This window comes from Pediococcus acidilactici (assembly GCA_024970065.1).
GTDB classification, from domain to species: domain Bacteria; phylum Bacillota; class Bacilli; order Lactobacillales; family Lactobacillaceae; genus Pediococcus; species Pediococcus acidilactici_A.
Genome location: CP103908.1, coordinates 1,782,698 through 1,805,369, shown reverse-complemented (window position 1 = coordinate 1,805,369; position 22,672 = coordinate 1,782,698). Strand labels below are relative to the sequence as shown.

23 protein-coding genes and 1 riboswitch are annotated in these 22,672 nt (G+C 42.2%); of the genes, 18 read left to right on the top strand and 5 right to left on the bottom strand.

Features of this window, described 5'->3' with window-relative positions:
• The first annotated feature begins 8 nt into the window (after positions 1-8).
• From NYR25_08665 to NYR25_08620, 10 genes are all read left to right on the top strand, one after another.
• Positions 9-209, top strand: coding sequence for a DUF951 domain-containing protein (locus NYR25_08665; GenBank protein ID UWF33642.1), 201 nt, complete (start codon positions 9-11; stop codon positions 207-209).
• A 386-nt stretch (positions 210-595) separates the two neighbouring features.
• A complete protein-coding gene (gene ychF / locus NYR25_08660) occupies positions 596-1,702 on the top strand; it encodes a redox-regulated ATPase YchF (protein UWF33641.1) in 1,107 nt (368 codons plus the stop codon).
• A 26-nt stretch (positions 1,703-1,728) separates the two neighbouring features.
• Positions 1,729-2,427, top strand: coding sequence for a DUF1129 domain-containing protein (locus tag NYR25_08655; protein UWF33640.1), 699 nt, complete (start codon positions 1,729-1,731; stop codon positions 2,425-2,427).
• A gap of 26 nt (positions 2,428-2,453) precedes the next feature.
• Positions 2,454-3,596 (top strand): IMP dehydrogenase, encoded by a 1,143-nt coding sequence (locus tag NYR25_08650; GenBank protein UWF33639.1) that lies wholly within the window; start codon positions 2,454-2,456, stop codon positions 3,594-3,596.
• 234 nt (positions 3,597-3,830) lie between these two features.
• Positions 3,831-4,325, top strand: a complete 495-nt coding sequence (locus tag NYR25_08645) for a methylated-DNA--[protein]-cysteine S-methyltransferase (GenBank protein UWF33638.1) — start codon at positions 3,831-3,833, stop codon at positions 4,323-4,325.
• Positions 4,326-4,443: 118 nt separating this feature from the next.
• Positions 4,444-5,133 (top strand): response regulator transcription factor, encoded by a 690-nt coding sequence (locus tag NYR25_08640; GenBank protein ID UWF33637.1) that lies wholly within the window; start codon positions 4,444-4,446, stop codon positions 5,131-5,133.
• 18 nt (positions 5,134-5,151) lie between these two features.
• The gene (locus NYR25_08635; protein UWF33636.1) at positions 5,152-6,297 is read left to right on the top strand and encodes a HAMP domain-containing histidine kinase; all 1,146 of its coding nucleotides are present in this window, start codon (positions 5,152-5,154) and stop codon (positions 6,295-6,297) included.
• Positions 6,298-6,441: 144 nt separating this feature from the next.
• Positions 6,442-7,689, top strand: coding sequence for a D-alanyl-D-alanine carboxypeptidase (locus NYR25_08630; GenBank protein UWF33635.1), 1,248 nt, complete (start codon positions 6,442-6,444; stop codon positions 7,687-7,689).
• A 204-nt stretch (positions 7,690-7,893) separates the two neighbouring features.
• On the top strand, positions 7,894-8,682 hold the full coding sequence (locus tag NYR25_08625; GenBank protein ID UWF33634.1) for an AzlC family ABC transporter permease: 789 nt from the start codon (positions 7,894-7,896) through the stop codon (positions 8,680-8,682).
• Positions 8,683-8,703: 21 nt separating this feature from the next.
• Positions 8,704-9,036, top strand: coding sequence for an AzlD domain-containing protein (locus tag NYR25_08620; protein ID UWF33633.1), 333 nt, complete (start codon positions 8,704-8,706; stop codon positions 9,034-9,036).
• A gap of 128 nt (positions 9,037-9,164) precedes the next feature.
• On the opposite strand, the gene NYR25_08615 is transcribed toward NYR25_08620, so the two are convergent.
• Positions 9,165-9,608: a GNAT family N-acetyltransferase gene (locus NYR25_08615; GenBank protein UWF33632.1), complete on the bottom strand. Its 444-nt coding sequence runs from the start codon at positions 9,606-9,608 to the stop codon at positions 9,165-9,167.
• Between the two features lie 628 nt (positions 9,609-10,236).
• A complete protein-coding gene (locus tag NYR25_08610) occupies positions 10,237-11,412 on the bottom strand; it encodes a cyclopropane-fatty-acyl-phospholipid synthase family protein (protein ID UWF33631.1) in 1,176 nt (391 codons plus the stop codon).
• A 154-nt stretch (positions 11,413-11,566) separates the two neighbouring features.
• Here NYR25_08610 and NYR25_08605 point away from each other — a divergent pair, with 154 nt between their 5' ends.
• The 6 genes from NYR25_08605 (at position 11,567) to NYR25_08580 (ending at position 17,950) form a co-directional block, all read left to right on the top strand.
• Complete coding sequence (locus NYR25_08605; protein ID UWF33630.1) at positions 11,567-12,460, top strand: hypothetical protein; 894 nt, start codon at positions 11,567-11,569, stop codon at positions 12,458-12,460.
• A 140-nt stretch (positions 12,461-12,600) separates the two neighbouring features.
• A riboswitch (Fluoride riboswitch) is annotated at positions 12,601-12,667 on the top strand.
• A gap of 54 nt (positions 12,668-12,721) precedes the next feature.
• Positions 12,722-14,008 carry a phosphopyruvate hydratase gene (gene eno, locus NYR25_08600; GenBank protein ID UWF33629.1) on the top strand — a complete coding sequence of 429 codons (1,287 nt, stop codon included), beginning with the start codon at positions 12,722-12,724 and terminating at the stop codon, positions 14,006-14,008.
• 92 nt (positions 14,009-14,100) lie between these two features.
• Positions 14,101-14,790 (top strand): 2,3-diphosphoglycerate-dependent phosphoglycerate mutase, encoded by a 690-nt coding sequence (locus tag NYR25_08595; protein ID UWF33628.1) that lies wholly within the window; start codon positions 14,101-14,103, stop codon positions 14,788-14,790.
• A 141-nt stretch (positions 14,791-14,931) separates the two neighbouring features.
• Positions 14,932-15,621 (top strand): phenylalanine--tRNA ligase beta subunit-related protein, encoded by a 690-nt coding sequence (locus NYR25_08590; GenBank protein UWF33627.1) that lies wholly within the window; start codon positions 14,932-14,934, stop codon positions 15,619-15,621.
• 275 nt (positions 15,622-15,896) lie between these two features.
• A complete protein-coding gene (locus NYR25_08585) occupies positions 15,897-16,760 on the top strand; it encodes a DUF3737 family protein (GenBank protein ID UWF33626.1) in 864 nt (287 codons plus the stop codon).
• A gap of 2 nt (positions 16,761-16,762) precedes the next feature.
• Positions 16,763-17,950 (top strand): pyridoxal phosphate-dependent aminotransferase, encoded by a 1,188-nt coding sequence (locus NYR25_08580; protein ID UWF33625.1) that lies wholly within the window; start codon positions 16,763-16,765, stop codon positions 17,948-17,950.
• A gap of 138 nt (positions 17,951-18,088) precedes the next feature.
• On the opposite strand, the gene NYR25_08575 is transcribed toward NYR25_08580, so the two are convergent.
• The gene (locus NYR25_08575; GenBank protein ID UWF33624.1) at positions 18,089-18,565 is read right to left on the bottom strand and encodes an Rrf2 family transcriptional regulator; all 477 of its coding nucleotides are present in this window, start codon (positions 18,563-18,565) and stop codon (positions 18,089-18,091) included.
• A gap of 118 nt (positions 18,566-18,683) precedes the next feature.
• Between NYR25_08575 and NYR25_08570 the strand changes: the two genes are divergently transcribed.
• Positions 18,684-19,538: an NAD(P)H-binding protein gene (locus NYR25_08570; protein UWF33623.1), complete on the top strand. Its 855-nt coding sequence runs from the start codon at positions 18,684-18,686 to the stop codon at positions 19,536-19,538.
• 100 nt (positions 19,539-19,638) lie between these two features.
• Here NYR25_08570 and NYR25_08565 read toward each other — a convergent pair whose 3' ends face one another.
• A complete protein-coding gene (locus NYR25_08565; GenBank protein UWF33622.1) occupies positions 19,639-20,241 on the bottom strand; it encodes a histidine phosphatase family protein in 603 nt (200 codons plus the stop codon).
• A gap of 87 nt (positions 20,242-20,328) precedes the next feature.
• Positions 20,329-22,185, bottom strand: a complete 1,857-nt coding sequence (locus NYR25_08560; GenBank protein UWF33621.1) for an ABC transporter permease — start codon at positions 22,183-22,185, stop codon at positions 20,329-20,331.
• Positions 22,186-22,529: 344 nt separating this feature from the next.
• Between NYR25_08560 and NYR25_08555 the strand changes: the two genes are divergently transcribed.
• Positions 22,530-22,667, top strand: coding sequence for a glycosyltransferase (locus NYR25_08555; protein ID UWF33620.1), 138 nt, complete (start codon positions 22,530-22,532; stop codon positions 22,665-22,667).
• The last annotated feature ends 5 nt before the right edge of the window (positions 22,668-22,672 follow it).

Genomic DNA, 22,672 nt, shown 5'->3' with positions numbered 1-22,672 from the left:
AAGATACCATGGAATACGATTTGCATAACGTTGTTCAAATGAAGAAGAACCATGCTTGCGGAACTAACCGGTGGGAAATTATCCGTTTAGGGATGGATATAAAAATGAAGTGTTTAGGTTGTCGGCACATTGTGATGCTTAAACGGCGGGAATTTGAACAAAAACTGAAAAAGGTGGTTGCTGAAAGACCCAATGAAGACGAGCTTTAAACGGTGCTGATCAAAATTTGGGACAGCAAACATCATTTTGCGTAGTGAATATAGAGAACACATTGTCAGTTGCTTTTCGTTAAGTTTTGGAAAGTAAAAAGGGGGATGTGTTCTTTTTTATAAAATAAATTGAAAAAGCTTGGAGCACTGAATACGTAGTGGTGGTTTAATTTTCAGGGAAAGGATGAGCATTTTTTATTTTGGGTTAAAAAAGCGGGTAACAGGACGCCGTCTTTTCATTTTTACGAGGCAAATACATCTGCAAAGTAAAGGAAAAACATTTTCTGGATTGCCGTTTTTAATCCAGTCACCACCTATTATCTAGACCATTTTTTTGATACCATAGAAACAAGAACACGCAATTTTGAAAGGAAAGTGTAATTAACATGTCATTAACAGCTGGTATTGTGGGCTTGCCTAACGTTGGTAAGTCAACCTTATTTAACGCAATTACAAAGGCGGGCGCCGAAATGGCGAACTATCCGTTTGCGACGATTGATCCTAACGTGGGAATGGTAGAGGTTCCCGATGCACGGTTAGCGCGGATCCAAGAAATTATTCCGGCAAAGAAAATTGTGCACACGACCTTTGAATTTACCGATATTGCGGGGATTGTTAAGGGAGCAAGTAAGGGTGAGGGGCTCGGAAATAAGTTCCTAGAAAACATTCGACAAGTGGACGCGATTGTTCACGTAGTGCGCGCTTTTGATGATGACAACATCACCACGGTGTCTGGTAAAGTCGACCCTATCGAAGATATTGAAACCATTAATATGGAATTAAGCTTGGCAGATTTAGAAAGCGTTGAAAAGCGACTAGCTAAGGTACAACGGGCAGCTAAGGGTCGTGACAAGGACGCTTTGGCTGAATTGGCAGTGCTGGAAAAATTGCACCCGGTTCTTGAAGCCGGCAAACCAGCTCGGGCAGTGGAATTTGACGAAGCTGAAATGCCAATTGTGAAGGGCTTATTCTTGTTAACTACAAAGCCAGTGCTTTACGTAGCTAACATTGCCGAAGATGACATGGCTGATCCAGAAAGCTCCAAGTACTTTAAGGAAATCAAAGATTACGTTGCCGAAGTGGATCCAGACGCCCAAGTTTTAGGGATTTCTGCCGAAACCGAACAAGAAATTGCGGAACTTGAAGATGACGAAAAAGCTGAATTCCTTGAAGCAGAAGGAATTGAAGAACCTGGATTAAACCGCTTGATCCAAGCTTCTTACAACCTACTAGGCTTGCAAACTTTCTTCACGGCGGGTGGTAAGGAAACTCGCGCCTGGACGTTCAAGAAGGGCATGACGGCACCGCAAACGGCGGGAATTATTCATTCGGACTTTGAACGCGGCTTTATCCGTGCGGAAACCGTTTCGTTTGACGACTTGGATAAGTATGGCAGCATGCAAGCGGTTCGAGAAGCGGGACGCTTGCGTCTAGAAGGTAAGGATTACCATGTCCAAGATGGTGACATTATCGAATTCCGCTTCAACGTATAAAATTACTGGATGAGGAGCAATAAAAAATGAGTGAAGAACCACGTAACGCGGGTGCGCAACAACGGCATTCGCGTCCTGAACATAAGCAATCAACGGAATTAACTAAGCGTAACGCCGATTTCATGCACCGCTTGCGTAAGGAATTACAGGCAAGCAAGTTAAGTGACGAACAACGCCAAGCTGCGTTAATCGACACGGAAACCCAATTGTTGGAGGGACAAAAAACGGGAACGACCGCAAAACAGTTGTTTGGAACCCCAACCGACCGTTTTAAAGCAATTGTGGAAGGCCCTAAGAAGGCTAAGATGGAAGCCCAAAGCAATAACATCTGGCTTCGCGCCGCTGATAATGGCCTTATTTTCATGGCCCTTTTTGCGGCAATGTACGCGTTAATGATGTTAATTCAACCAAAATCGGTTCAGGCAGCTCCTGGACCGGCCGGAATTTTGGCAATTATCTTGACTTCAGCAGTTGGTGGATTGGGGATTGCCTACATTTACCGGTTATTTGTTAACCGTAAAAAACGACCTTCCTTGTGGAAACAAGCTGGGATTACCGTATTGGCGGTAATTTTGTGGATTATCTTCTACACGGCCTTTGGAGCATTGCCACCAGCAATTAATCCGATGCTACCGTTGGCTGGCTACATCATATTAGCGGTTGCAGCCTTTGCCGGTCGGTGGTATCTTAGACGAAAGTTTCACATTGTTGGCGGTCTACTATAGTTTTAGATAAATAAAGGAGAGTATTGATGAGTAATTGGAATAATAAGTTTACGAAACAAGGATTAACGTTTGACGATGTTTTATTAATTCCTGGCGAAAGCCACGTGTTGCCCAACGAGGCGGACATTACGACGCAGTTAGCAGATAATTTAAAGCTTAATATTCCAATTATTAGTGCGGGGATGGATACGGTCACCGAATCAGCGATGGGAATTGCCATGGCTCGCCAAGGTGGACTAGGGGTCATCCATAAAAATATGAGTGCAGAGCAACAGGCTGCCGAAGTACGAAAAGTTAAGTCAGCTGACGTTAACTTTGATGACAATCCTAAAGCGGCGGTCGACGACCAGGACCGGTTGTTAATTGCTGCCGCTGTCGGCGTTACTAGTGACACTTTCGAACGCGCGGAAGCGTTGATTGAAGCAGGCGTTGACGCCATCGTAATTGATACGGCCCATGGTCATTCAGCTGGAGTTTTACGTAAAATTGCTGAAATTCGTGAACACTTCCCCGACCAAACCCTAATCGCGGGAAACGTTGCTACTGCAGAAGGCACTCGGGCACTCTTCGAAGCAGGAGTTGACGTAGTTAAAGTAGGAATTGGACCTGGTTCAATTTGTACCACCCGAGTGGTAGCTGGCGTGGGTGTTCCCCAAATTACGGCGATTTACGATGCAGCAGGCGTTGCTCGCGAATATGGCAAGCAAATTATCGCGGATGGTGGAATTAAGTTTTCTGGCGACATTGTAAAAGCTTTGGTTGCCGGAGGAAACGCCGTAATGCTAGGAAGCATGCTTTCCGGAACCGACGAAACTCCTGGATCCATCATTGAAGATGGCGGTAAGAAGTACAAGGCTTACCGGGGAATGGGCTCGGTTGGCGCAATGGAAAAGGGTTCGGCAGACCGCTATTTCCAAGGTGGCGTTAACGAAGCTAATAAATTGGTTCCCGAAGGAATCGAAGCACGCGTAGAATACAAAGGCTCGGTTGCCGCGATTATCTTCCAAATGTTAGGCGGATTACGTTCAGGAATGGGCTACGTAGGGGCTGCCACGATTCCCGATTTAGCCGAAAAGGTCCAATTTATTCAAATTACGAACGCTGGGTTGGTGGAATCACACCCACATGACGTTCAAATGACTAAGTTGGCTCCTAATTATCATAAATAAATTGAATATTAACTAAAAAGAAGCTGGAAAAACTAAAAAAATCCTTTTTAAAAATCAGTTTGGGGTATGGGCTTTAACAGAGCCCAAAGCCAGTTTATTCCGCTTAAGCCAAAATCGACCATTAATGCTAAATTCAGGCATAATGGTCGATTTTCAATTAAAGCTCACAAATTAACCGACTTTTGTCCCGCTCTTTTTTATACACTCCGTAACTTGATTTCGAGGAGGAACAAGATGAAAATTTACTATTCGGCGCTAGTCGCCGGAACCAACCGTTATTACCTAGGATCTACTGAAAGGGGATTGGCTTTTGTGGGCACCCCGAATGCTGACTTAACTGAAATGTATGAATTTTATCCAGCCGCTACACTGGTTCAAGACGAAGTTATTAATCAGGCGGCAAAACACCAAATTGCGGAATACCTACAAGGAAGTCGGCGTCAGTTTGGCTTACCCCTCGATATGGAAAACGGGACCGGGTTGCAACGCTTGGTTTGGGAAGCGTTAGTAAAAATTCCGTGGGGAACCACGCTTAGCTATTCCGCATTAGCGCAACGAATTAAGCGGCCAAGCGCGGTGCGCGCCGTCGCGACGGCCGTCGCACGGAACCCATTGTTGATCGTGGTCCCGTGTCACCGCGTGGTTTTAAAAAGTGGGCAGGTTGGCCAGTATCGGGGTGGCATCGCCATGAAGTACCGCCTACTAAAATTAGAGGGAGCGATTGGATAAAACCGGATGTTTTCGGTAGTTTTTAAGGATTACTAAAAAAACTTGCTTAAATTCGGGCATTTGTTCCCAAATTTGCTAGACTATAGTAAATGAGCGTAAATTTTAAAGGGGATAAACCATGAAAATTTTAGTAGTCGATGATGATAAAGAAATTGTTGAATTATTAGATATTTACATTAAAAACGAAGGTTACGAACCCGTGTTAGCTTACAATGGTAAGGAAGCCTTAACAAAGTTGCACACTGACCCAGACATCAAGCTCATGATCCTAGACATCATGATGCCTGAAATGGACGGGATGCAGGTGGTTCGTGAAGTACGCAAAGACTCGGAATTGCCAATATTGATGTTGTCGGCAAAGACTGACGACATGGACAAAATTAAGGGGTTGCTAACTGGGGCGGACGATTACGTTACCAAACCGTTTAACCCGTTGGAAGTAATGGCCCGGGTTAAGTCACTATTACGGCGTAGCGAAAAGGACGTGACGGACAATGCGCCCGAAATTTTGGACATTGGTCCGTTGACCATCAATAGTGATTCTCACGAAGTTAAAACTTTGGCAGGCAAGTCGGTGCAACTAACGGCACTGGAATTCGGAATTTTGTACTTGTTAGCTAGCCATCCTAACCGCGTTTTTTCTGCGGACGAAATTTTTGAGCGGGTTTGGCAACAAGAAAGTGTGATTTCTGCAAAAACGGTCATGGTCCACGTAAGTCATTTACGAGATAAGATCGAAGAAGCTACGGGCGGCGAAAAGGTGATTGAAACCGTCTGGGGCGTGGGTTACAAAGTGGTTGCACACTAGATTTTGGGGAGCAAGTAAATGAAGTTAACGGGTCGTGAAAAATACGAATTATTTGGCGAAGGGATTATTACAATTATCCTTTTGCTGTTACTAAATTTATCAGTTTTTATTTTGATTGATGGCGCGTTAAAAACCAATCCTGCATTGTCTAATGCCATTTTCTTGGTTAAAAATTCCATTAGCATTGGTGGAATCCAAATTTGGAGTTACCAGAATATTTTCATTGCCGTGATGTTTTTAGCTGATTTAGGCGTACTGTATTGGCGACTAGAACGTCGTTATAAACAGATGCAACTGCGGCACATTATCGCGGAATTACATTACATTGCAAACGGGCATTTTGATCATCGAATCCCGTTTGAACTGAGTGGAGATCACCAACGGGTCGTCGACAGTGTGAACTCGCTAGTAGATAGTGTAATTAGTTCGATGGAAGAAGAACGGGCGCTTAAACAATCTAAGGATGACTTGATTACCAACGTGTCTCATGATTTACGGACGCCGTTGACGTCAATTATTGGCTATCTACGCCTAATTGAGGACCATCAGTACCAGAGCACCGAGGACATCCTTAAGTACACGCACACGGCGTATTTGAAGTCGGTCCAGATGAAATCGCTCGTGGAAGATTTATTTGAGTACACGAAAGTTAGTCAATCCAATCCTAAGCTAAATTACAATAAGATTCACGTGGACTCCATGTTGCAGCAGTTGGCGGCTAGTTTCGAATTAGAAGCAAAGCAAAAGGGATTTGTGATCACTTCGACGTGCGTTCCGGAGGATTTGGAAATGATGGGGGACGCTGAAAAGATTGGCCGCGTGTTCAATAATTTAATTACCAATGCGCTGAAATATGGTACCAGTGGGAAGAATATTTACCTAAACGCACACCAGATTAACGACACGGTTATTTTTGAGGTGGCTAACGATGGGCAGAAGGTTCCCGCCCAGGCGCTGGGGAAACTCTTTGATCGATTCTACCGGGTGGAAGGCTCGCGTTCTAAAGCAACTGGTGGAACGGGACTTGGGTTGGCAATTGCGCAAAGCATTGTCGAGATGCATAATGGTACTATTGAGGCCCATTCGAATGATAAGCGAACTAGTTTTATCATCCAGTTGCCTTTAAAGCAACCGGTGCGGGGGGCGCAGCCAACTAGCAAGTAAAAAAATAAAAATGGCGAGAACGCTAGTGGTCAATTGGGCTAATTAACGTAAATGGAATGGTGGAAGCCGTTCTATTAACGGTTAAGTTAGCAAAAAATTGGACAACTAGCGTTTTTGATTACATAGGTATTAAAGGGAGTAGAAATGAAGAAAGTATTATTAATGATTGCGACGTTTTTGTTGTTTGCCACCGGGATTACGCCGGCTGCGGCTGCTATGCAAACGTCGTCACTGGTAAATCCGCAAGTAACGGCTAAAGCAGCGTTAGCGATTGATGAAGAAACGGGCCAAGTTTTGTACGATAAACACGCGGATCAGGTGTTACCGATTGCCTCGATGTCGAAAGTTCTTTCAGCTTATCTAATTATGAAAAGTGTCCAAAGTGGTAAAATGCGGTGGGATCAACCGGTGAAAATTAACGCCGACATTGCTAAAATTAGCGAAAACAACGAGTTGACGAACGTTCCTTTAACGGCGGGAAAAACTTACACCGTCAAAAATTTGCTGGATGCTTCGTTGATTTATTCGGCGAATGCCGCAATTATCGCGTTAGGTAAAGCACAAGCAGGTAGTTCACAGAAGTTTGTCGATGAAATGCGTGCTACCGTAAAGGGCTGGGGAATCAACGATGCCAAACTATATAACGCGGCGGGGTTACTAGAAAATCAGGTCGGCGCAGAAAAATATCCGGGTTCCCCGAAAAACGCTGAAAACCAAATGTCCGCTAACGACATGGCAGTGGTGATCCAGCACGTTTTAAAAGAATTTCCAGAAATTTTAAAGATTACCAAAATTCAAAAATTGGATTTTAATACTGGTAGTGACAAAGTAACCATGATCAACCATAACGAATTATTGCCTGGGGGAGCCCAGTATGACCAGCGTTACCACCTGGATGGCTTAAAAACCGGAACTTCGTTAGCGGCGGGGGAAGATTTCGCGGCTACCGGAGAGATTAACCATCGACGAGTGATTAGCGTGGTTTTAGGGGCCAAAACAGACCATCGGTTTACCGATACTAAGGCAATTTGGCAAGCTTTGATGACCAATTTAACGGTGGTAAAAACGAAAATGAAAAATCAGGCTTCCGTGATGATGAACTCGGCTAAGCAACGGCAAGTTAAATTACGTTTGGCGCAACCATTTACGTACTGGAAAACTAAAAAGGGCGGTCAAACTCTGAAGCTCAAGAAGGTGAAGTTGAGTTCCACTAAAACCAAGGCTCCCGTAGATAAGGACCAAACCATCGCCACGGGGCGCCTTACCGGATCTGCGCTAAGTTTCTTGCCTAATAAATCAGCGGTTAAGGTAAAGTTAAAACCAACCCAAGACGTTCAAAAAGCTAGTTGGTGGGTACGACTAGGTCGGACGATTTCGGGATGGTTTAAATAAAATGATTTTGAATTGAGTGACTATTTACAGCACGTTGAGGCAAGAATTTGAGTAGGAACCCTTTCGCTAAAGGCTTGAGTGGCCTTGCGAGGTTTTCTAACCTGCTACTATTAAAAACCAACCTTGCATGTTAAAATTAGTTCGTATGCTTTGCAAAAAATTAATATATTCTTAAAAGATCTAATTTTTTTGGGAGGACAAACTTTGGAACAAGTTGAAACAAAGGCACGTTGGAAGGAAACCTTCAAAGTTGCGTGGCCACTTTGCTTAAGTTACACACCAATTGGTTTAGCATGTGGTATTTTATTGCACGCAGCTGGTTTCAATACGTTGCTTACCGGTTTAGTTTCTTTGGTTATCTTTTCCGGAGGAGCCCAATTTTTAATTGCACAGATGTTAACGGTGAATGCACCGATTCTAACGATTGTTTTAATGCTTTTTTTCCTTGAATTGCGTTATGCTTTACTAGGATCGAGTTTGTCGAAGTATCTACAGGGAGAAAGCCATACTTCAATATTTACATTCGCGCTTTCATTAAATGATGAAAATTATGCGGTAAACTATTTGAAATTTGCTACCGATAAGAATTGGACCCCCAGTGATGCCCGTCAAGTTGAGCACTGGTCGTTACTATTTTGGACCGTGGCTAACGTGATTGGTTCGCTAATCGGGAGTGTCTTGAAAATTAATTTGACCGTCGTGGATTTTGCATTAACTGCACTTTTCATTTACATGATTGTAATGCAAGTTAAGTCACGATTGTCATTAGTGATATGTATCTTTTCTGGGGTGCTCGCGGCAGTTTGCATGATTGTCACCAAGAGTACTTTAGGTTTGGTAGTCTCAACGTTGCTAGCTTCCTTCACCGGTTTTTTGACGGAAGAACTATTGGTTAAAAAGCGACCAAGCAGTATGTGGCTACAAGCAATTGGCTCACGTAAGGGTGGACCAATTATCGAAAAAATTGATAAGAAAGAATCAGATATTCTTTAAGTTTGGTAGGAGAAATCACCTATGGAGTACAGTTCGTTTGATCATTTATTGATTATAATTCTTGGTTTTTTTGTGGCTTTTGCTCCACGATATTTGCCACTACTGTTTTTTTCAAAACGCCAGATTCCCGATTGGTTTAACGATTGGATGAAATACGTGCCAATTTCACTATTTACGGCGCTCGTCGTGAAGGGAATCTTTATTTCCAGTGATTATACGTTGATTACGTCAGGAAACTTAGCGTTAATCTTGGGCGCACTTGTAGTAATTATCATTGCCTATTGGACGCGTTCGATGGCTGTTTCCGTAATCGTTGGGTTGGTTACGGTGATGATCTTGACGTTGATTATTTAAATAAAACTAAACAAAAAGCCGGGAATTTTTCCCGGCTTTTTAATTTCAGTGAGGTTGGATATTAGCGTTATCAACGAAGACGTTTTTAATTATGAATTGGATGATGTGGTGAATAATGTACGATTATTTTAGTCTTTTCGCATGTGCAAGATGGGGTAAGGGTTGCCTTGCCCATCTAACGCGCTCCTTTGATAAACCGAAAAGCCCATACGTTCGTAAAATCCCCTTGCAAGTGGGTTTTGTTCATTTACGTCCAGCTTGTTTACTGAATATTTGTTTATTCCATATTCTAATAATTGCTTGCCCAATCCCTTCCCGCGGTGAGCGTCAGCAATAAATAGCATTTCTAAAAAGTGATTGTTAATTCCCATAAAACCGACGGGCTGCCCAATTTCATTTTCTATAATGATTAGGTGGGCCACACTAGTTAAAGCTTCTGGGATGTAACCCTTTATTTTTTGGATTTCATCGTTTGACAAAAATAAATGGGTTGCTTTAACGGAACTTTCCCAAACCTTTAATAGATCTTGGATTAATTGAGGAGAAGGGGCGCTTACTTCTACTATTTTCATGTTAACGTCCTACTTTCGAATAATTAACTTAATATATAATTTTATTGGATTTTTGCCGAGAAGTCGATGATATTTTAAGACTGCCGCATAACTGGAACGAACTCCGAACCCCAACTTCTTCCGGTTAACTAAATTAAGGAATCAATCGCATAAAACGCGATTAATTCCTTAATTTTTCGACTCTTCTGCAGTATGGACGAAACGAACTCCAGCCACCAATCTTTTCCGGTTAACAAAATCATAAAACTAATCGCCAAACCCACGATTAATTTTATGATTTTTTGTTTTAGCTGCATAACTGAAACGAACTCCGAACCCCAACTTCTTCCGGTTAACTAAATTAAGGAATCAATCGCATAAAACGCGATTAATTCCTTAATTTTTCGACTCTTCTGCAGTATGGACGAAACGAACTCCAGCCACCAATCTTTTCCGGTTAGCAAAATCATAAAACTAATCGCCAAACCCACGATTAATTTTATGATTTTTTGTTTTAGCTGCATAGCTGAAACGAACTCCGAACCCCAACTTCTTCCGGTTAACTAAATTAAGGAATCAATCGCATAAAACGCGATTAATTCCTTAATTTTTTTAATCCTCAGAAGTTACCCGGGGTTCTCCGTTCTCTTTATTTTTCATACATATAATCCCGCGTCATTGGAAGGACCCGACCACTTGCTCCCTTAGTTAGCAAGTATTGGATTACGTCAATGTTGCCAGATTCAAACGAAGCCGCACACGCTTGTAAGTATAAGTCCCACATCCGAACAAATTTTTCGTCGAACATTTCACGGACCTCGTCGCGATGCTTGTTAAAGTTAGCGTCCCAAATTTCAGTAGTCCGTTGGTAATGACGACGCAACGGTTCCATGTCGTCAATTTGGAGGCCACTATCGATGATGTGTTGGATATTTTCAACTAAGCCAGGAACGTACCCACCAGGGAAGATCCATTTATTTAACCAACCGTTGTTGGCACCACCTTGTTGCCGGGTGATTCCGTGGATCAATGCAACCCCATCATCCTTCAAATACTTAGCTACGTTATCAAAGTAGATGCCTAAGTTTTCTTTACCAACGTGTTCAAACATTCCTACACTAGTGATGTAGTCAAATTTCTCGTCACCAAGTTCACGGTAATCTTGCAACCGAACTTCCGCAACTCCGCTAAGTCCTTCTTCTTGGATGCGTTGGTTCACCAAGTCGTATTGTTCTTGGCTGAGGGTCACGCCAACCACCTTTAAGTTAAATTCCTTAGCAGCGGTGAGCATTAAAGTTCCCCAACCACAACCGATGTCTAGAAGAGTTTTTCCTGGTTGTGGATTTAGTTTTCGAATAATGTGGCGAACCTTGTTCATTTGCGCAGTTTCCAAGCTATCTTGGTCGCTTTCAAAGTAAGCACACGAATAAGTCATTGTTGGGTCTAACCATAGTTTATAGAAGTCGTTTCCGATATCGTAATGGTTTTGAACGTCCTCTTTACTTTCTTTTTCGCCATGGCCTTGTTTAGGAAGAAAATGAATAAACTTTTTGTTGTGGAAAAAGCTATCTGCGTTTTCATAAGCGGAAGTAATTAGTTTTTGTAAATTACCATCGACGGTAATCGTACCATCCATGTACGCCTCCCCAAGGGCGATTGAAGCATTCTTAGTAATGCTTTTAATCGGAATGGCCTTTTTAAAAGTGATGGTTGCTTGGGGTTCTCCCGTTCCGTAAACTGCGGAACTGCCATCCCAATAATTAACTTTAATTGGGATACCAAATGAACGTTTTAAAAACGTTTTATAAAATTGTTTCTCAAGCATGATTCAGGTCCTTTCCAAAAATAGTTATACAACTGTTATAACGTGTTTGGGTAAATATTTCAAATGAGAAGCTAATGAAAACGAATTCCCTAATGTGGGTAATGAAGCCTTACGTGGTATAATTAGGCAGATACCTGAAACGGGAGGAATACCGATGAAAAAGTGGATTTGGGCGGTTCTGATTTTTTTGGTCGCCGGAGTGGTCGGTGGGTACTCAGTTGCTCATTATCATGAAAATGAACTGCAATATCAACGCAATATCACCAATGGACAAACGGCGATTGTCCAAAAGAACTACGCGGCCGCAAAAAACTATTTTTCACGGGCCCTCACAAAGAAAAAAAGCGATCGACAGGCAACCCACCTGCTTGAGCAAACCCAGCAGTTTACCCGGGCAGAATCGGAATTTAAGAGTAATGAATTTACGAGCGCACGTCTGGATTATAAAAATGTGCTGAAAATTTCAGACGGTTCGAAGGTTTTAAAAGAACGCAGTCGGGCGCGAATTAAGCTAATTAAGAAAATTAGGACTAATTTCAAGAAGTTTAATAAACAGTTGGAAAAAGCTAAAAAGTTGAACGAGGCGTGGGACTTTTACGCTTCGAATGCGCAATTAGACTTGATGCTTAGAGACGAAGAATTTAGTAAGGGATATTACGGTGCCCTTCGTGATCAGGCGCTGACACTGCAGCGTTTTAACAACGCTGGAATCGTTGCTGATCGGGATGCTTTTAATAATGATACCACCCCTGATAATAATCAGGGTTCGGGTAGTAAGGCAGCTAATCCAAAAGTAAAACCACGGTACGAAGGGCCAACGACGACGCCTTCTACTGCACCTAAGAAGAAGCCTAAGGATAGTTCCAAAGATAAATCTAAGGAAAAATCCGCAGATAAGGAATCTGGTGATAAGCAAGGTGATGCTAGTTCGACTGATTCAGGATCAACGGAAAGCAGCTCGGAAAGTGACAAAGCTCCTAAAGCTGAAAAAGAAGCGGAACGGGACGCGGTAAAAACTTCACCAGTGGCTACTTCCTCACGAAAATAAAATCAGGTTGCGGTTTCAAATTACTGAAGACTGTTTATCGAAGGATTTAGCGGGATATTTAAAAGCCAGAAGGTTAATTGCCTTGAAAAAATTTCAAAACGGCTTGTAAAAATTATTCGGCGGCACTATAATGTGGCTGTAACTAAATAGGCGATGACGTTCGCCGTAAAAATAATTAAACAATAATTTGATGACGTCTATTATTTCTAGGAAACCTAGGGGTAATAGACGTCTTTTTTGTTTAAGAGGGGGAATTTAGTAATGACACTAGTTATCGAAAACGTTAAAGCACGGGAAATTTTTGATTCACGAGGAAATCCCACTGTTGAAGTTGACGTGCAGCTATCTAACGGAGTGAGGGGCCGGGCCGCTGTACCATCAGGCGCTTCGACTGGGGAAAAAGAAGCCGTAGAATTACGGGATGGCGGAAAGCGTTTGGCCGGTAAGGGAGTATTGAAGGCAATTAGTAACGTCAATAATAATATTGCGGTAGCTTTAAAGGGTGCGGATCCTTTCAACCAAGCGAATGTTGACCAAATAATGATTGACTTAGACGGTACCAGTAACAAACGGAAATTAGGGGCTAACGCGATTTTAGGAGTATCCATGGCTACCGCAAGGGCGGCGGCGAACGCTCTTCACGTCCATTTGTACCGATATTTAGGAGGAACTGATTTAGAATTACCACAAACTTTCCATAACGTAATCAATGGTGGTGAGCATGCCAACAATCGAATCGATGTTCAGGAGTTTATGATTACACCGGTAGAACGGACTAGTTTCCGGGATGGATTTGAAAAAATCGTCAATACCTATCACACGCTAAAAAAGATCATCGCCGATGCAGGATATTCCACGGGATTAGGGGATGAAGGTGGCTTTGCGCCAGACTTACCTTCCTCGGAAGACGCTTTGAAAATGTTACACGAAGCGATCGTTAAAGCAGGGTACGTCCCGGGAAAAGAAGTTGCGATTGCTTTTGATGCGGCGGCATCATATTTCTATAATCGAGAGACCAAGAACTATGATTTTGAAGGCAAGACGTATACCCCACAAGAACTAGGCGAATATTACGGAAAACTGCTAAAAGAATTCCCAGAAATTATTTCGCTAGAAGACCCGTATGGAGAAGAGGATTGGGATAATTTCGTGAAGTTTACGGATGAATATGGCAAGAAAGTACAAATTGTGGCTGACGACCCGGTTTGCACGAATCCGCGCTTGATTCGGGAAGCAATCAAGAAGGGGATGGCAAATTCAATTTTAATCAAGTTAAATCAAATTGGAACGGTCACGGAAACACTCGAAGCCATCCGGGTGGCCCGGAAAAATGGCTATACCACGATGATGTCGCACCGTTCTGGTGAAACCGCGGATACATTTGTCGCGGACTTTACCGTGGCCACAAACGCTGCGCAACTAAAGGCGGGTGCGCCCGCACGGTCGGAACGGGTGGAAAAATATAATCAACTTTTGCGAATTGAAGAAGAATTGGGTAAAGCCGGAACCCGCTTAGCGCACTTCCCTAACCAAATCGATCTTGATTAAAAACTTCTTTATTTTAGGTTTGTGCTTAGCGGTTAAAAATTGTAAAATTAGAACGTTAGAAATTTATTTGAAGAAAGAGGTATTCAAACGATATGGCAAAATTAGTTTTGATTCGTCATGGTCAAAGTGAATGGAACTTATCAAACCAATTTACTGGTTGGGTTGACGTTGATCTTAGTGATGAAGGTGTTAAACAAGCAAAAAATGCTGGTAAGTTAATCAAGGAAGCGGGTCTTGAATTTGACCAAGCTTACACTTCAGTATTAACTCGTGCCATCAAGACTTTGCACTATGCTTTGGAAGAATCTGACCAACTTTGGATCCCAGAAACCAAGACATGGCGTTTGAACGAACGTCACTACGGTGCATTGCAAGGCCAAAACAAGGCTAAGGCTGCTGAAAAATGGGGCGACGAACAAGTTCACATTTGGCGCCGTTCATACGACGTACTTCCTCCATTGTTAGACGCTAGCGATGAAGGTTCAGCTGCTAACGACCGTCGTTACGCAAACTTAGACCCACGCATCATCCCTGGTGGCGAAAACCTTAAGGTGACTCTTGAACGGGTTATTCCTTTCTGGGAAGATGAAATTGCTCCTAAGTTGCTTGACAACAAGAACGTTATCATTGCTGCACACGGTAACTCACTCCGTGCTTTGAGCAAGTACATCGAAAACATTTCTGATGAAGACATCATGAATCTTGAAATGGCAACTGGTGAACCAGTTGTTTACGACTTCAACGACAAGCTTGAAGTTCAAAGCAAAACTAAGCTTAACTAATTTAATTTAGCTGAGTTAACGAAAAGGCTGAGGAAAAACTTCCTCGGCCTTTTTTTATTTTTTAGTTTTGTTGCATTTGCATCTATTTTGTTAGATAATGGCTGTGAATTAATCTGTAAGTATTAGAGGAGGAAATTTAATATGCAACCATTAATCGTTGACGATCAAATTTGGGACTTATTTCCCAAAGCACAGTTTCAAGTATTGGTAGCCCATGGAATTGATAACCACCAAGCGTCCGCGCAGTCGGCACACTATCAGGCAATGCTAGACAAAGCTGTTAAAGAAGCTCAGAAATTTATTACTGATGATGTCTTCCGAAATAATCCGGTAATTAGTGAATGGCGAGATGCGTTTACCAAATTTAAGAAGAAAAAGGGCGCCCGTTCATCAATTGAGGCGCTACTTAAACGCGTTTCCCAAGGGAAAACACTTAGCCCCATTAATCCATTGGTCGATATCTATAACAGCATCTCACTCGGGTTTGGCGTACCGTGTGGGAGTGAAGATCTACAAAAAATGGATGGCACGATGCATCTCGGAGTCGCTAAGGGTGGCGAAAGTTTCCGACCCCTTGGAGTAGAAGAAGATGAACCGGCATTGCCAGGGGAAGTCATTTATTACGACCAAACTGGAGCTATTTGTCGCTGCTTTAATTGGCGTGAGGCTCAACGCACCATGCTAACTGAGGAAACTACCGATGCGGTATTGGTTATCGAAGCGGTTAACGCTGACCAAGCGCAACGTGCACAACAAGCTGCTGAAGAATTACAGCAACGGATCAAAACCGAGTTAGGCGTGGATGCGGAACGTATGGTTTTGAAGAAGTAACCTTGGCTAATTTTGCTAAGAAAGTCGGGTTAAGTATAGTAAAAAGACTTTTGACACGTGCTTTGAGTTCGAATTGAAAGTCAACAAATTAAAAGGGGTTCTCAAGATGTAAAAGTTTTGAGAATCCCTTTTTTTGGTACGGCTCCCAATATTAATCCAATTGATAAGTAAATGTTATAAATAACGATAACCAATAAATATTTAACATAGTTAAGCGGACGCCATATACTATGAATATTGGAAGTTAAGTAAGCTTAATGAAAAGAGATGTAAGAATGCAAAAAATAAATGAAAACTACTTTGAAGGAGAACGATCACTGTTTAATGCTCGTGATTTAATAATTGAACAAGCTACTTTTGGCGAAGGAGAGTCGCCTTTAAAAGAGAGTCAAAATATTGAATTAATAGATACCGTATTTAAGTGGAAGTACCCCCTTTGGTATGCAAAGCACGTTAAAGGAGAAAGGATAATTCTAGAGACGATGGCTCGCTCGGGAATTTGGTATACGAACGATATTGAACTTAATGATTCAACTCTTCAAGCACCAAAGCTTTTTCGAGTGTGCAATCAAGTTAAGCTAAATAATATTCATTTTTCAGATGCGCAAGAAACCCTTTGGAAATGCAACCAGGTAACGCTGAAAAATGTGCAAGCTAATGGTGATTACTTCGGGATGAATAGCACCAATTTATATATCGACCATTTGGATTTAGTGGGTAATTATTGTTTCGACGGGGCTAAAAATGTGGAGGTGCACAATTCGCGACTGGTTTCTAAAGATGCCTTTTGGAATTGTGAGAATGTCACCATTTACGATTCCATAATCAGTGGTGAATATTTAGCGTGGAATACTAAGAATTTAACTTTAATTAATTGTACAATTGAAAGCGAACAAGGGCTTTGTTATGTAGATGATTTAAAAATGATTAATTGTCGGGTTTTGCGGACTAACCTTGCCTTTGAATATTGTCGGAACATTGACGCAGAAATTACTACTGATGTAATGAGCATTAAGAACCCAATCAGTGGAAATATTCGAGTTGCATCCGTTGGTGAAATAATTATGGATGATCCAACAATTGATCCACAAAATACCGTAATTACCCAAACAACAACACGGTTGCCGAAAGGAGCGTAACGATGAGTGATTTTGATCAGATAATCAACCGAACCAAAACTAATTCCATTAAGTGGCACGTTGCTAAAAATGAGTTGCCTATGTGGATAGCAGATATGGACTTTAAAACGAGTCCCGCAATTGTTCAAGCATTACAAGAAAAGGTTCGAGATGGAATTTTTGGGTATGAAGAAATTCCGCCGGCATACTTTAATGCAGTGGCAAATTGGTATGAACGGGTGCATGGTTTTCGTCCAGATCCCGCATGGATGACGTTTGCAACCGGAGTAGTTCCCGCGCTTTCTTCAGCGGTTCGTCGGCTAACTGCTGTAGGAGATAATGTTTTAGTGCAAGCACCTGTTTACAATATTTTTTATAATTCAATCGTGAATAACGGGCGCCACGTGGTTTCAAGTGACTTACTTTATGACGAAAACAAACACGTCTACCATGTGGATTGGGATGATTTGGAAGCAAAATTAAGTGATCCGCTAACGAATATGATGATTTTATGCAACCCACACAACCCGATTGGATTGATTTGGTCACGGGAGACGTTGACTCGACTTGGCCAACTCTGCCAACAATACCACGTGAAAATTTTTAGTGATGAGATTCATGGAGACCTCACTTTTAATCAAACAGGTTATACACCAATGTTTAGCTTACCAGCAGAATTGATTCAAAACTTGGTGGCGGCGGTTTCTCCAAGCAAAACGTTTAACGTGGCAGCAATGCATGCAGCAACTGTGTTGGTACCAAACAAAAATTTGCGGGCCCAAATTAACCGTGGATTGAATAGCGAAGAATTGGCAGAACCCAACTTGGTCGCAATCCCGGGCACGATTGCGGCTTACGAAAAAGGACTTCCCTGGTTACAAGAGCTTAAAGAGTACTTGGTCGAAAATCGCGAACTAGTTCGCAATTTTATCTCGCAAGAAGTAGGTCCACGGGTCGCCTTAGTTGAGGGACAAGCTACTTATCTAATCTGGATAGACGTCAGCCAGGTTACAAATGATTCTGCAAAACTAGCGAAGTTTATTCGAAAAGAAACTGGGTTAATTTTATCGGCCGGAAGTGTTTATGGTGGCAATGGAAATCACTTTTTGAGGATGAATGTGGCTTGTCCAAAAGAACGCCTGCAAGACGGACTGCAACGGTTGAAAAAGGGACTAACTGCTTGGCAAGCGCAAGCTAAACGTTGTATGTAAAAACGTGGAATAAGCGTTAATCATGTTTTAAAATTAATCATTTTGCAAAAGAAAAGGGCTCTTCGAGAAAGAAATTTTCTCGAGGAGTCCCTTTATTTTTTCTTAGCTAGACAGTTAATTTTCAGTAAAAGTGCAGACTTAAGATTTTAGATAATTAGCCATCAATTCCTGATTTTCGGGCCGTTTTTTGACTTCGTTAGTTGCAATATCCTGAATGACGTCGGCCAAAGTGGTTTTAGCCATTTCATCTTGGACGACTTTTTGGAAATGGGCGTATTGGGCGTTTAAAGCATCTTGGATGTTGCCACCCACCACGCAGTCCGGGTTTGTTTTGGGATCAACTTGAATCAAGTTCGTGTCGGCCTCATCAAGACTGTTGAAAATGTCTAATAAAGAAATTTGTTCTGGTGCCCGGGTTAATGCTGGTTGCGGTTTACCCACGGTGGTTTTAATCAATCCGGCTTTTTTTAGTGACGCCATAATTCTGCGAATATTAGATGGATTGGTTTCCACACTGGCGGCGATGGCCTGACTAGTCAGCGGAGCCGTATCGTGCAGAATGGCAATGTATGCCAACACGTGGATGGTATCGCTAAAACGCATGGAATATTTCATTACTATCAACTCCCTTCTAGAATTTATCACTTGACAATCAGAATTGCTACCCTTATTATAAACGTGTGATTTATAAATGTACAGCTAATCAATTAACAACGAAAGTGAGGTTCTAATTATGAATATTTTAGTAACGGGCGCTACAGGTAACTTTGGGGGATATGCGTTAAAAGTTTTGCAGGATTTGGTTCCGGATGGCAATTTATACGGCCTCGCTCGAAATGAGGAAAAGGGGGCTAAGCTAACGGAGGCTGGCGTTAAGGTCCGAATCGGAGACTATACCGATGCGGCAAGTTTACAGAAGGCCCTTGAAGGAATTGATCGGTTGCTCTTTGTTTCCAGTACGACGGATGGCGACCGGCAAGCACAACATCGCGACGTCGTAGAGGCGGCCAAGACAGCGGGAGTCAGTTACATTGCTTACACTAGTTTTGGCAAGGCAACGGAATCTACCAGTCCGCTTGCCGCTGACCACCGGTTTACCGAGCAGCTTATTGAAGAAAGCGGAATTGCCCATACCTTTTTACGAAATAATTGGTACTTGGAAAATGAAGCGGCCTTTTTAGCAGCAGGCGCTAAGGGCGGTAAGTTCATCTATGCGGGCGGCAACGGCCAAGCTGGATGGGCACTTCGTCGGGAATACGCCGAAGTTGCAGCACGGGCGGTTTCTGGAAAATTTGATTTTCCGGAAATTTTAGAATTAGGAGGACAGCTTCGCACTTACGAAGATGTGGGCGCAGCCTTACGGGGAGCAATTGGTAAGGATCTTGAAGTTATCAGTGGAGACGAAGCTACCGCTGCGAAAAACCTTGTCGAAAATGCGGGTGTCTCCCAAGACGTTGCTGAGTTATTGGTTTCTTTCCAACAAATTGTTAAAAGTGGTGCACTTGCGGTACAACCCGATGATTTTGAAAAGTACCTTGGAAAGCCTTTAACACCAATGGTTGACGCGATTAAAGAAGTTTTGGGGTAGTGCTTTTTCCTGGATAATTAAAAAATGACGGTGAAGAATTTTTAATTCTAACCGTCATTTTTTGTATACAAAAAGTTGGACAAGGAGGATTATTTCTAAATTAAACCCGGTTATTATAGCAATTTAGCCGGGGTTTAAAATTGTCTTTTTCGTCCAGATGAATTTGATTTAAGGTTACGTTCTGGACAATCCCAAATTCAGCTACGTCGACGTCGAAGATGGCCGCAAAAATAGCACGAGTGGTCATTCCGTGACAAATTAATAATACCGACTGGTCGGCAAATTGCTGCTTGAGTTCCGATATAAAGCCGCTAACTCGCTCAACTAGGGCGGCATAACTTTCAGAATGGGGCGCGTAATCCGCGTACTTGGCGTTAAACATTCCGAGGCGGTCAAAAACTTCGGGGTGCTTTTCGTAAATCAATTTTTCGGAAACCCCATCCCAGTCGCCAAAGTCCATTTCGGTAATCCGGGGATCGTAGGTGATTTGGGCGTCGTCACCCAAAAGAATCTTTGCGGTTTGTTTGGCACGCAACATGGGACTGCAGAAAACCTGGTCGAACTGGTGCCAATCGTAATTCTGGCTAACTTCCTTAGCATATTCAATACCCGCAGGGGATAAACCAACGTCGGAACGAGCTCCGGAAACTAATCCGCGCCCGTTATCCTGACTAGTACTATGGCGAACAATGGTTAAAAGCATGAATGAAACCTCCTCAATGGTCTGGTAATACGCTTACATTTCCATGATACAAGTAATTGTGAAAAAAGGGAATCGTTAGTCCACTTTTTAATTAACAACTACTTTTTGCACCCGTCGCAAACCGTGAGGTGAAACGCGGTAGAGACCGGTTTTATAGTTTTGGTGGTACGTTTTTTCTAACATCACTGTAAAGGTCCGGTGCCACTCAGGTAACACCACGTATTGGTAAGCGGCAATGGTCTTTTTAAACGTGGCCGGCGACATCATAAAGTTTTCTTGTCCGATCACCCTGTCAGAAAAGAAATAGTAACGACCAACGTAGCCGGCATAGTAGTTATTGACGTCGTTAGCGTGTGGATCAACTAGTAAGATTTTACGATGGTTATAAGTCATCGAAGGCTGGGCAATCTGTTTCAATTGTACGGGTAGCTGTTCTTTACCAAGGGTGTTGTTGTATTCGATACCGTTAATCTCTGAAAACATCAAAATTGTGGAGAATATCATCAATACTAATGCGGTAAGTTGGTAAAGATTTTTGGTAAATATATTTTTGAATGAGCGGACCCCCCGTCGGCCAATCCGTTGCTCAAACATTGTCCGATCCATAGAAACTACGAGGACCATCGCACCAAGTAGCAAGTTTAAAATTACCATACTAGATAAGTAACGCTCTAGGCCATCCAACTGAATCGCTTCTTCGTAAGGCATAGAAACGAGGTACATAGCAAACACGCTGCCGTAATAAACTAAAAAGCTAACGTCAATGGCGAGCAGGGCTTTAAATAGCGAATTTTTACGGTGCATAAAGAAGGTAATTATGATCCAAGCAATTAATAAGCTGACGTTAATCAACAAAACGCCGCGAGTTGAGAGAGCGTTCCAATTTAACACTTGGTCAAGGAAACGGTGTCCAATCTTAATGATTACGGCGTTACCTTCGTGGTGGAGTTGTTGCTGGTAAGCTTGCGTACTAATTTGATGTTTAGAAATTGTTTTAAAAGCACTATGCACGTGTTGGTTCCACCAAAAGAAAGGTAAAAAACCAATAGCTGCACTGAGAGTGGTAAAAGATAAACTGTGCAACCACCGCTGCCACCGAGTGCCGTTTCCATTGACCACCAATGAATAAAATAGATAAAAAATCAACATTACCACATACATGGTCCCAGAGTTTTTGACCAATAACAGTTCAGCACTAAAGAAGGTGGCAAGAACGCATTGCCATAAGGGATGGTGACGTTCACTATAAATTCCGGCAAAACCGGCCGCAGTGACCACTGGTAAGACAAAATCTACTAAGAGATTATTCATTCGAATTGCAATGTTAAATACGTTAATTATCGCAATGATGAAACAAAGAAAGAAGCCGTTCATAGAACGAGTCCGGTCACGTAATACTGCAAAAAGCGCATATAAACTAGCCCAGATTAACAGAAATTGAGCAACTAACATGGTACCGTCGCTAAAGCCGACCCAGTTAACAAATTCCGTAATCCAAAGGGCGGTGGCTGGTGGATAAGACGTAAAGGAAATAATCGAATCACCTGCAACGGGCAGATGGCCTTGAGTGAGCAAATATTTAACAATAATGGCCCAATGGGAATAATTGTCGTAATGAATGAGGATGCTCTGACTCAGTGTGTGAAGGACGGTGAGTCCAATTATTACCATCCATACATCAAAGTAGTGAATCCCCTCAAAAGGCAGTTTGCCAACTTGAAAAATAATCGAGATGACCCGCAATAAAAGGAATCCGCACCCAATAAGGATAACGGAGGTTAACCCAAGCCGAAGCAAACCAACCATGGCAAAAATATAGAGAAAAAGCGTTTGAATTACTATGGAAGTGATCCAAGATAAATATTTATTGATTCCAAGCATCCGTAAGATACCGGTATAACCAATTTGAGCCATGGTAAAAAAGAGTAATCCCCATAATTTCATTACGTCTTCCTACTTTCTTTAAGGTAAATAAGTTGCGATTTAGCGCGATGTTTTTCCCGATAAAACGGTTTAAATAGTGTGATTTTTTGCGTGTGAACTACACACTTTAATTCTACTCGTACGGGGTTAAATGTAAAATCAAAGTCATTTGTCGTTGATGTGTTAAATTACGAGTTTAAATTGAATTGACGCTTGATTTGAAGTATGATAAAGCTTGATATATTTGAAAACTATATTATATTTTTGGGTTTCAAAAATGATAAAAACTATACGTTTTTTAATATATAAAAACACAAAAAACACATAGTTTCTTCATATTTGAAATACATATACGGAGGAAACCAATGAAGACTTACGGCATCTTGATTCCGGCATTAAATCCTGATAAAAAATTACTCGATTTAATTCATGAGCTGTTAAGAAGTTCGGTTCCCGTACAAGCACTCGTGGTCGTGGATGATGGCAGTGATCAGCAAGCATAGCCAAT

Coding starts and splice junctions, on each gene's coding strand:
- NYR25_08665 (UWF33642.1), top strand. CDS start 9: ATGGAATACGATTTGCATAACGTTGTTCAAATGAAGAAGAACCATGCT.
- ychF (UWF33641.1), top strand. CDS start 596: ATGTCATTAACAGCTGGTATTGTGGGCTTGCCTAACGTTGGTAAGTCA.
- NYR25_08655 (UWF33640.1), top strand. CDS start 1,729: ATGAGTGAAGAACCACGTAACGCGGGTGCGCAACAACGGCATTCGCGT.
- NYR25_08650 (UWF33639.1), top strand. CDS start 2,454: ATGAGTAATTGGAATAATAAGTTTACGAAACAAGGATTAACGTTTGAC.
- NYR25_08645 (UWF33638.1), top strand. CDS start 3,831: ATGAAAATTTACTATTCGGCGCTAGTCGCCGGAACCAACCGTTATTAC.
- NYR25_08640 (UWF33637.1), top strand. CDS start 4,444: ATGAAAATTTTAGTAGTCGATGATGATAAAGAAATTGTTGAATTATTA.
- NYR25_08635 (UWF33636.1), top strand. CDS start 5,152: ATGAAGTTAACGGGTCGTGAAAAATACGAATTATTTGGCGAAGGGATT.
- NYR25_08630 (UWF33635.1), top strand. CDS start 6,442: ATGAAGAAAGTATTATTAATGATTGCGACGTTTTTGTTGTTTGCCACC.
- NYR25_08620 (UWF33633.1), top strand. CDS start 8,704: ATGGAGTACAGTTCGTTTGATCATTTATTGATTATAATTCTTGGTTTT.
- NYR25_08615 (UWF33632.1), bottom strand. CDS start 9,608: ATGAAAATAGTAGAAGTAAGCGCCCCTTCTCCTCAATTAATCCAAGAT.
- NYR25_08610 (UWF33631.1), bottom strand. CDS start 11,412: ATGCTTGAGAAACAATTTTATAAAACGTTTTTAAAACGTTCATTTGGT.
- NYR25_08605 (UWF33630.1), top strand. CDS start 11,567: ATGAAAAAGTGGATTTGGGCGGTTCTGATTTTTTTGGTCGCCGGAGTG.
- eno (UWF33629.1), top strand. CDS start 12,722: ATGACACTAGTTATCGAAAACGTTAAAGCACGGGAAATTTTTGATTCA.
- NYR25_08595 (UWF33628.1), top strand. CDS start 14,101: ATGGCAAAATTAGTTTTGATTCGTCATGGTCAAAGTGAATGGAACTTA.
- NYR25_08590 (UWF33627.1), top strand. CDS start 14,932: ATGCAACCATTAATCGTTGACGATCAAATTTGGGACTTATTTCCCAAA.
- NYR25_08585 (UWF33626.1), top strand. CDS start 15,897: ATGCAAAAAATAAATGAAAACTACTTTGAAGGAGAACGATCACTGTTT.
- NYR25_08580 (UWF33625.1), top strand. CDS start 16,763: ATGAGTGATTTTGATCAGATAATCAACCGAACCAAAACTAATTCCATT.
- NYR25_08575 (UWF33624.1), bottom strand. CDS start 18,565: ATGAAATATTCCATGCGTTTTAGCGATACCATCCACGTGTTGGCATAC.
- NYR25_08570 (UWF33623.1), top strand. CDS start 18,684: ATGAATATTTTAGTAACGGGCGCTACAGGTAACTTTGGGGGATATGCG.
- NYR25_08565 (UWF33622.1), bottom strand. CDS start 20,241: ATGCTTTTAACCATTGTTCGCCATAGTACTAGTCAGGATAACGGGCGC.
- NYR25_08560 (UWF33621.1), bottom strand. CDS start 22,185: ATGAAATTATGGGGATTACTCTTTTTTACCATGGCTCAAATTGGTTAT.
- NYR25_08555 (UWF33620.1), top strand. CDS start 22,530: ATGAAGACTTACGGCATCTTGATTCCGGCATTAAATCCTGATAAAAAA.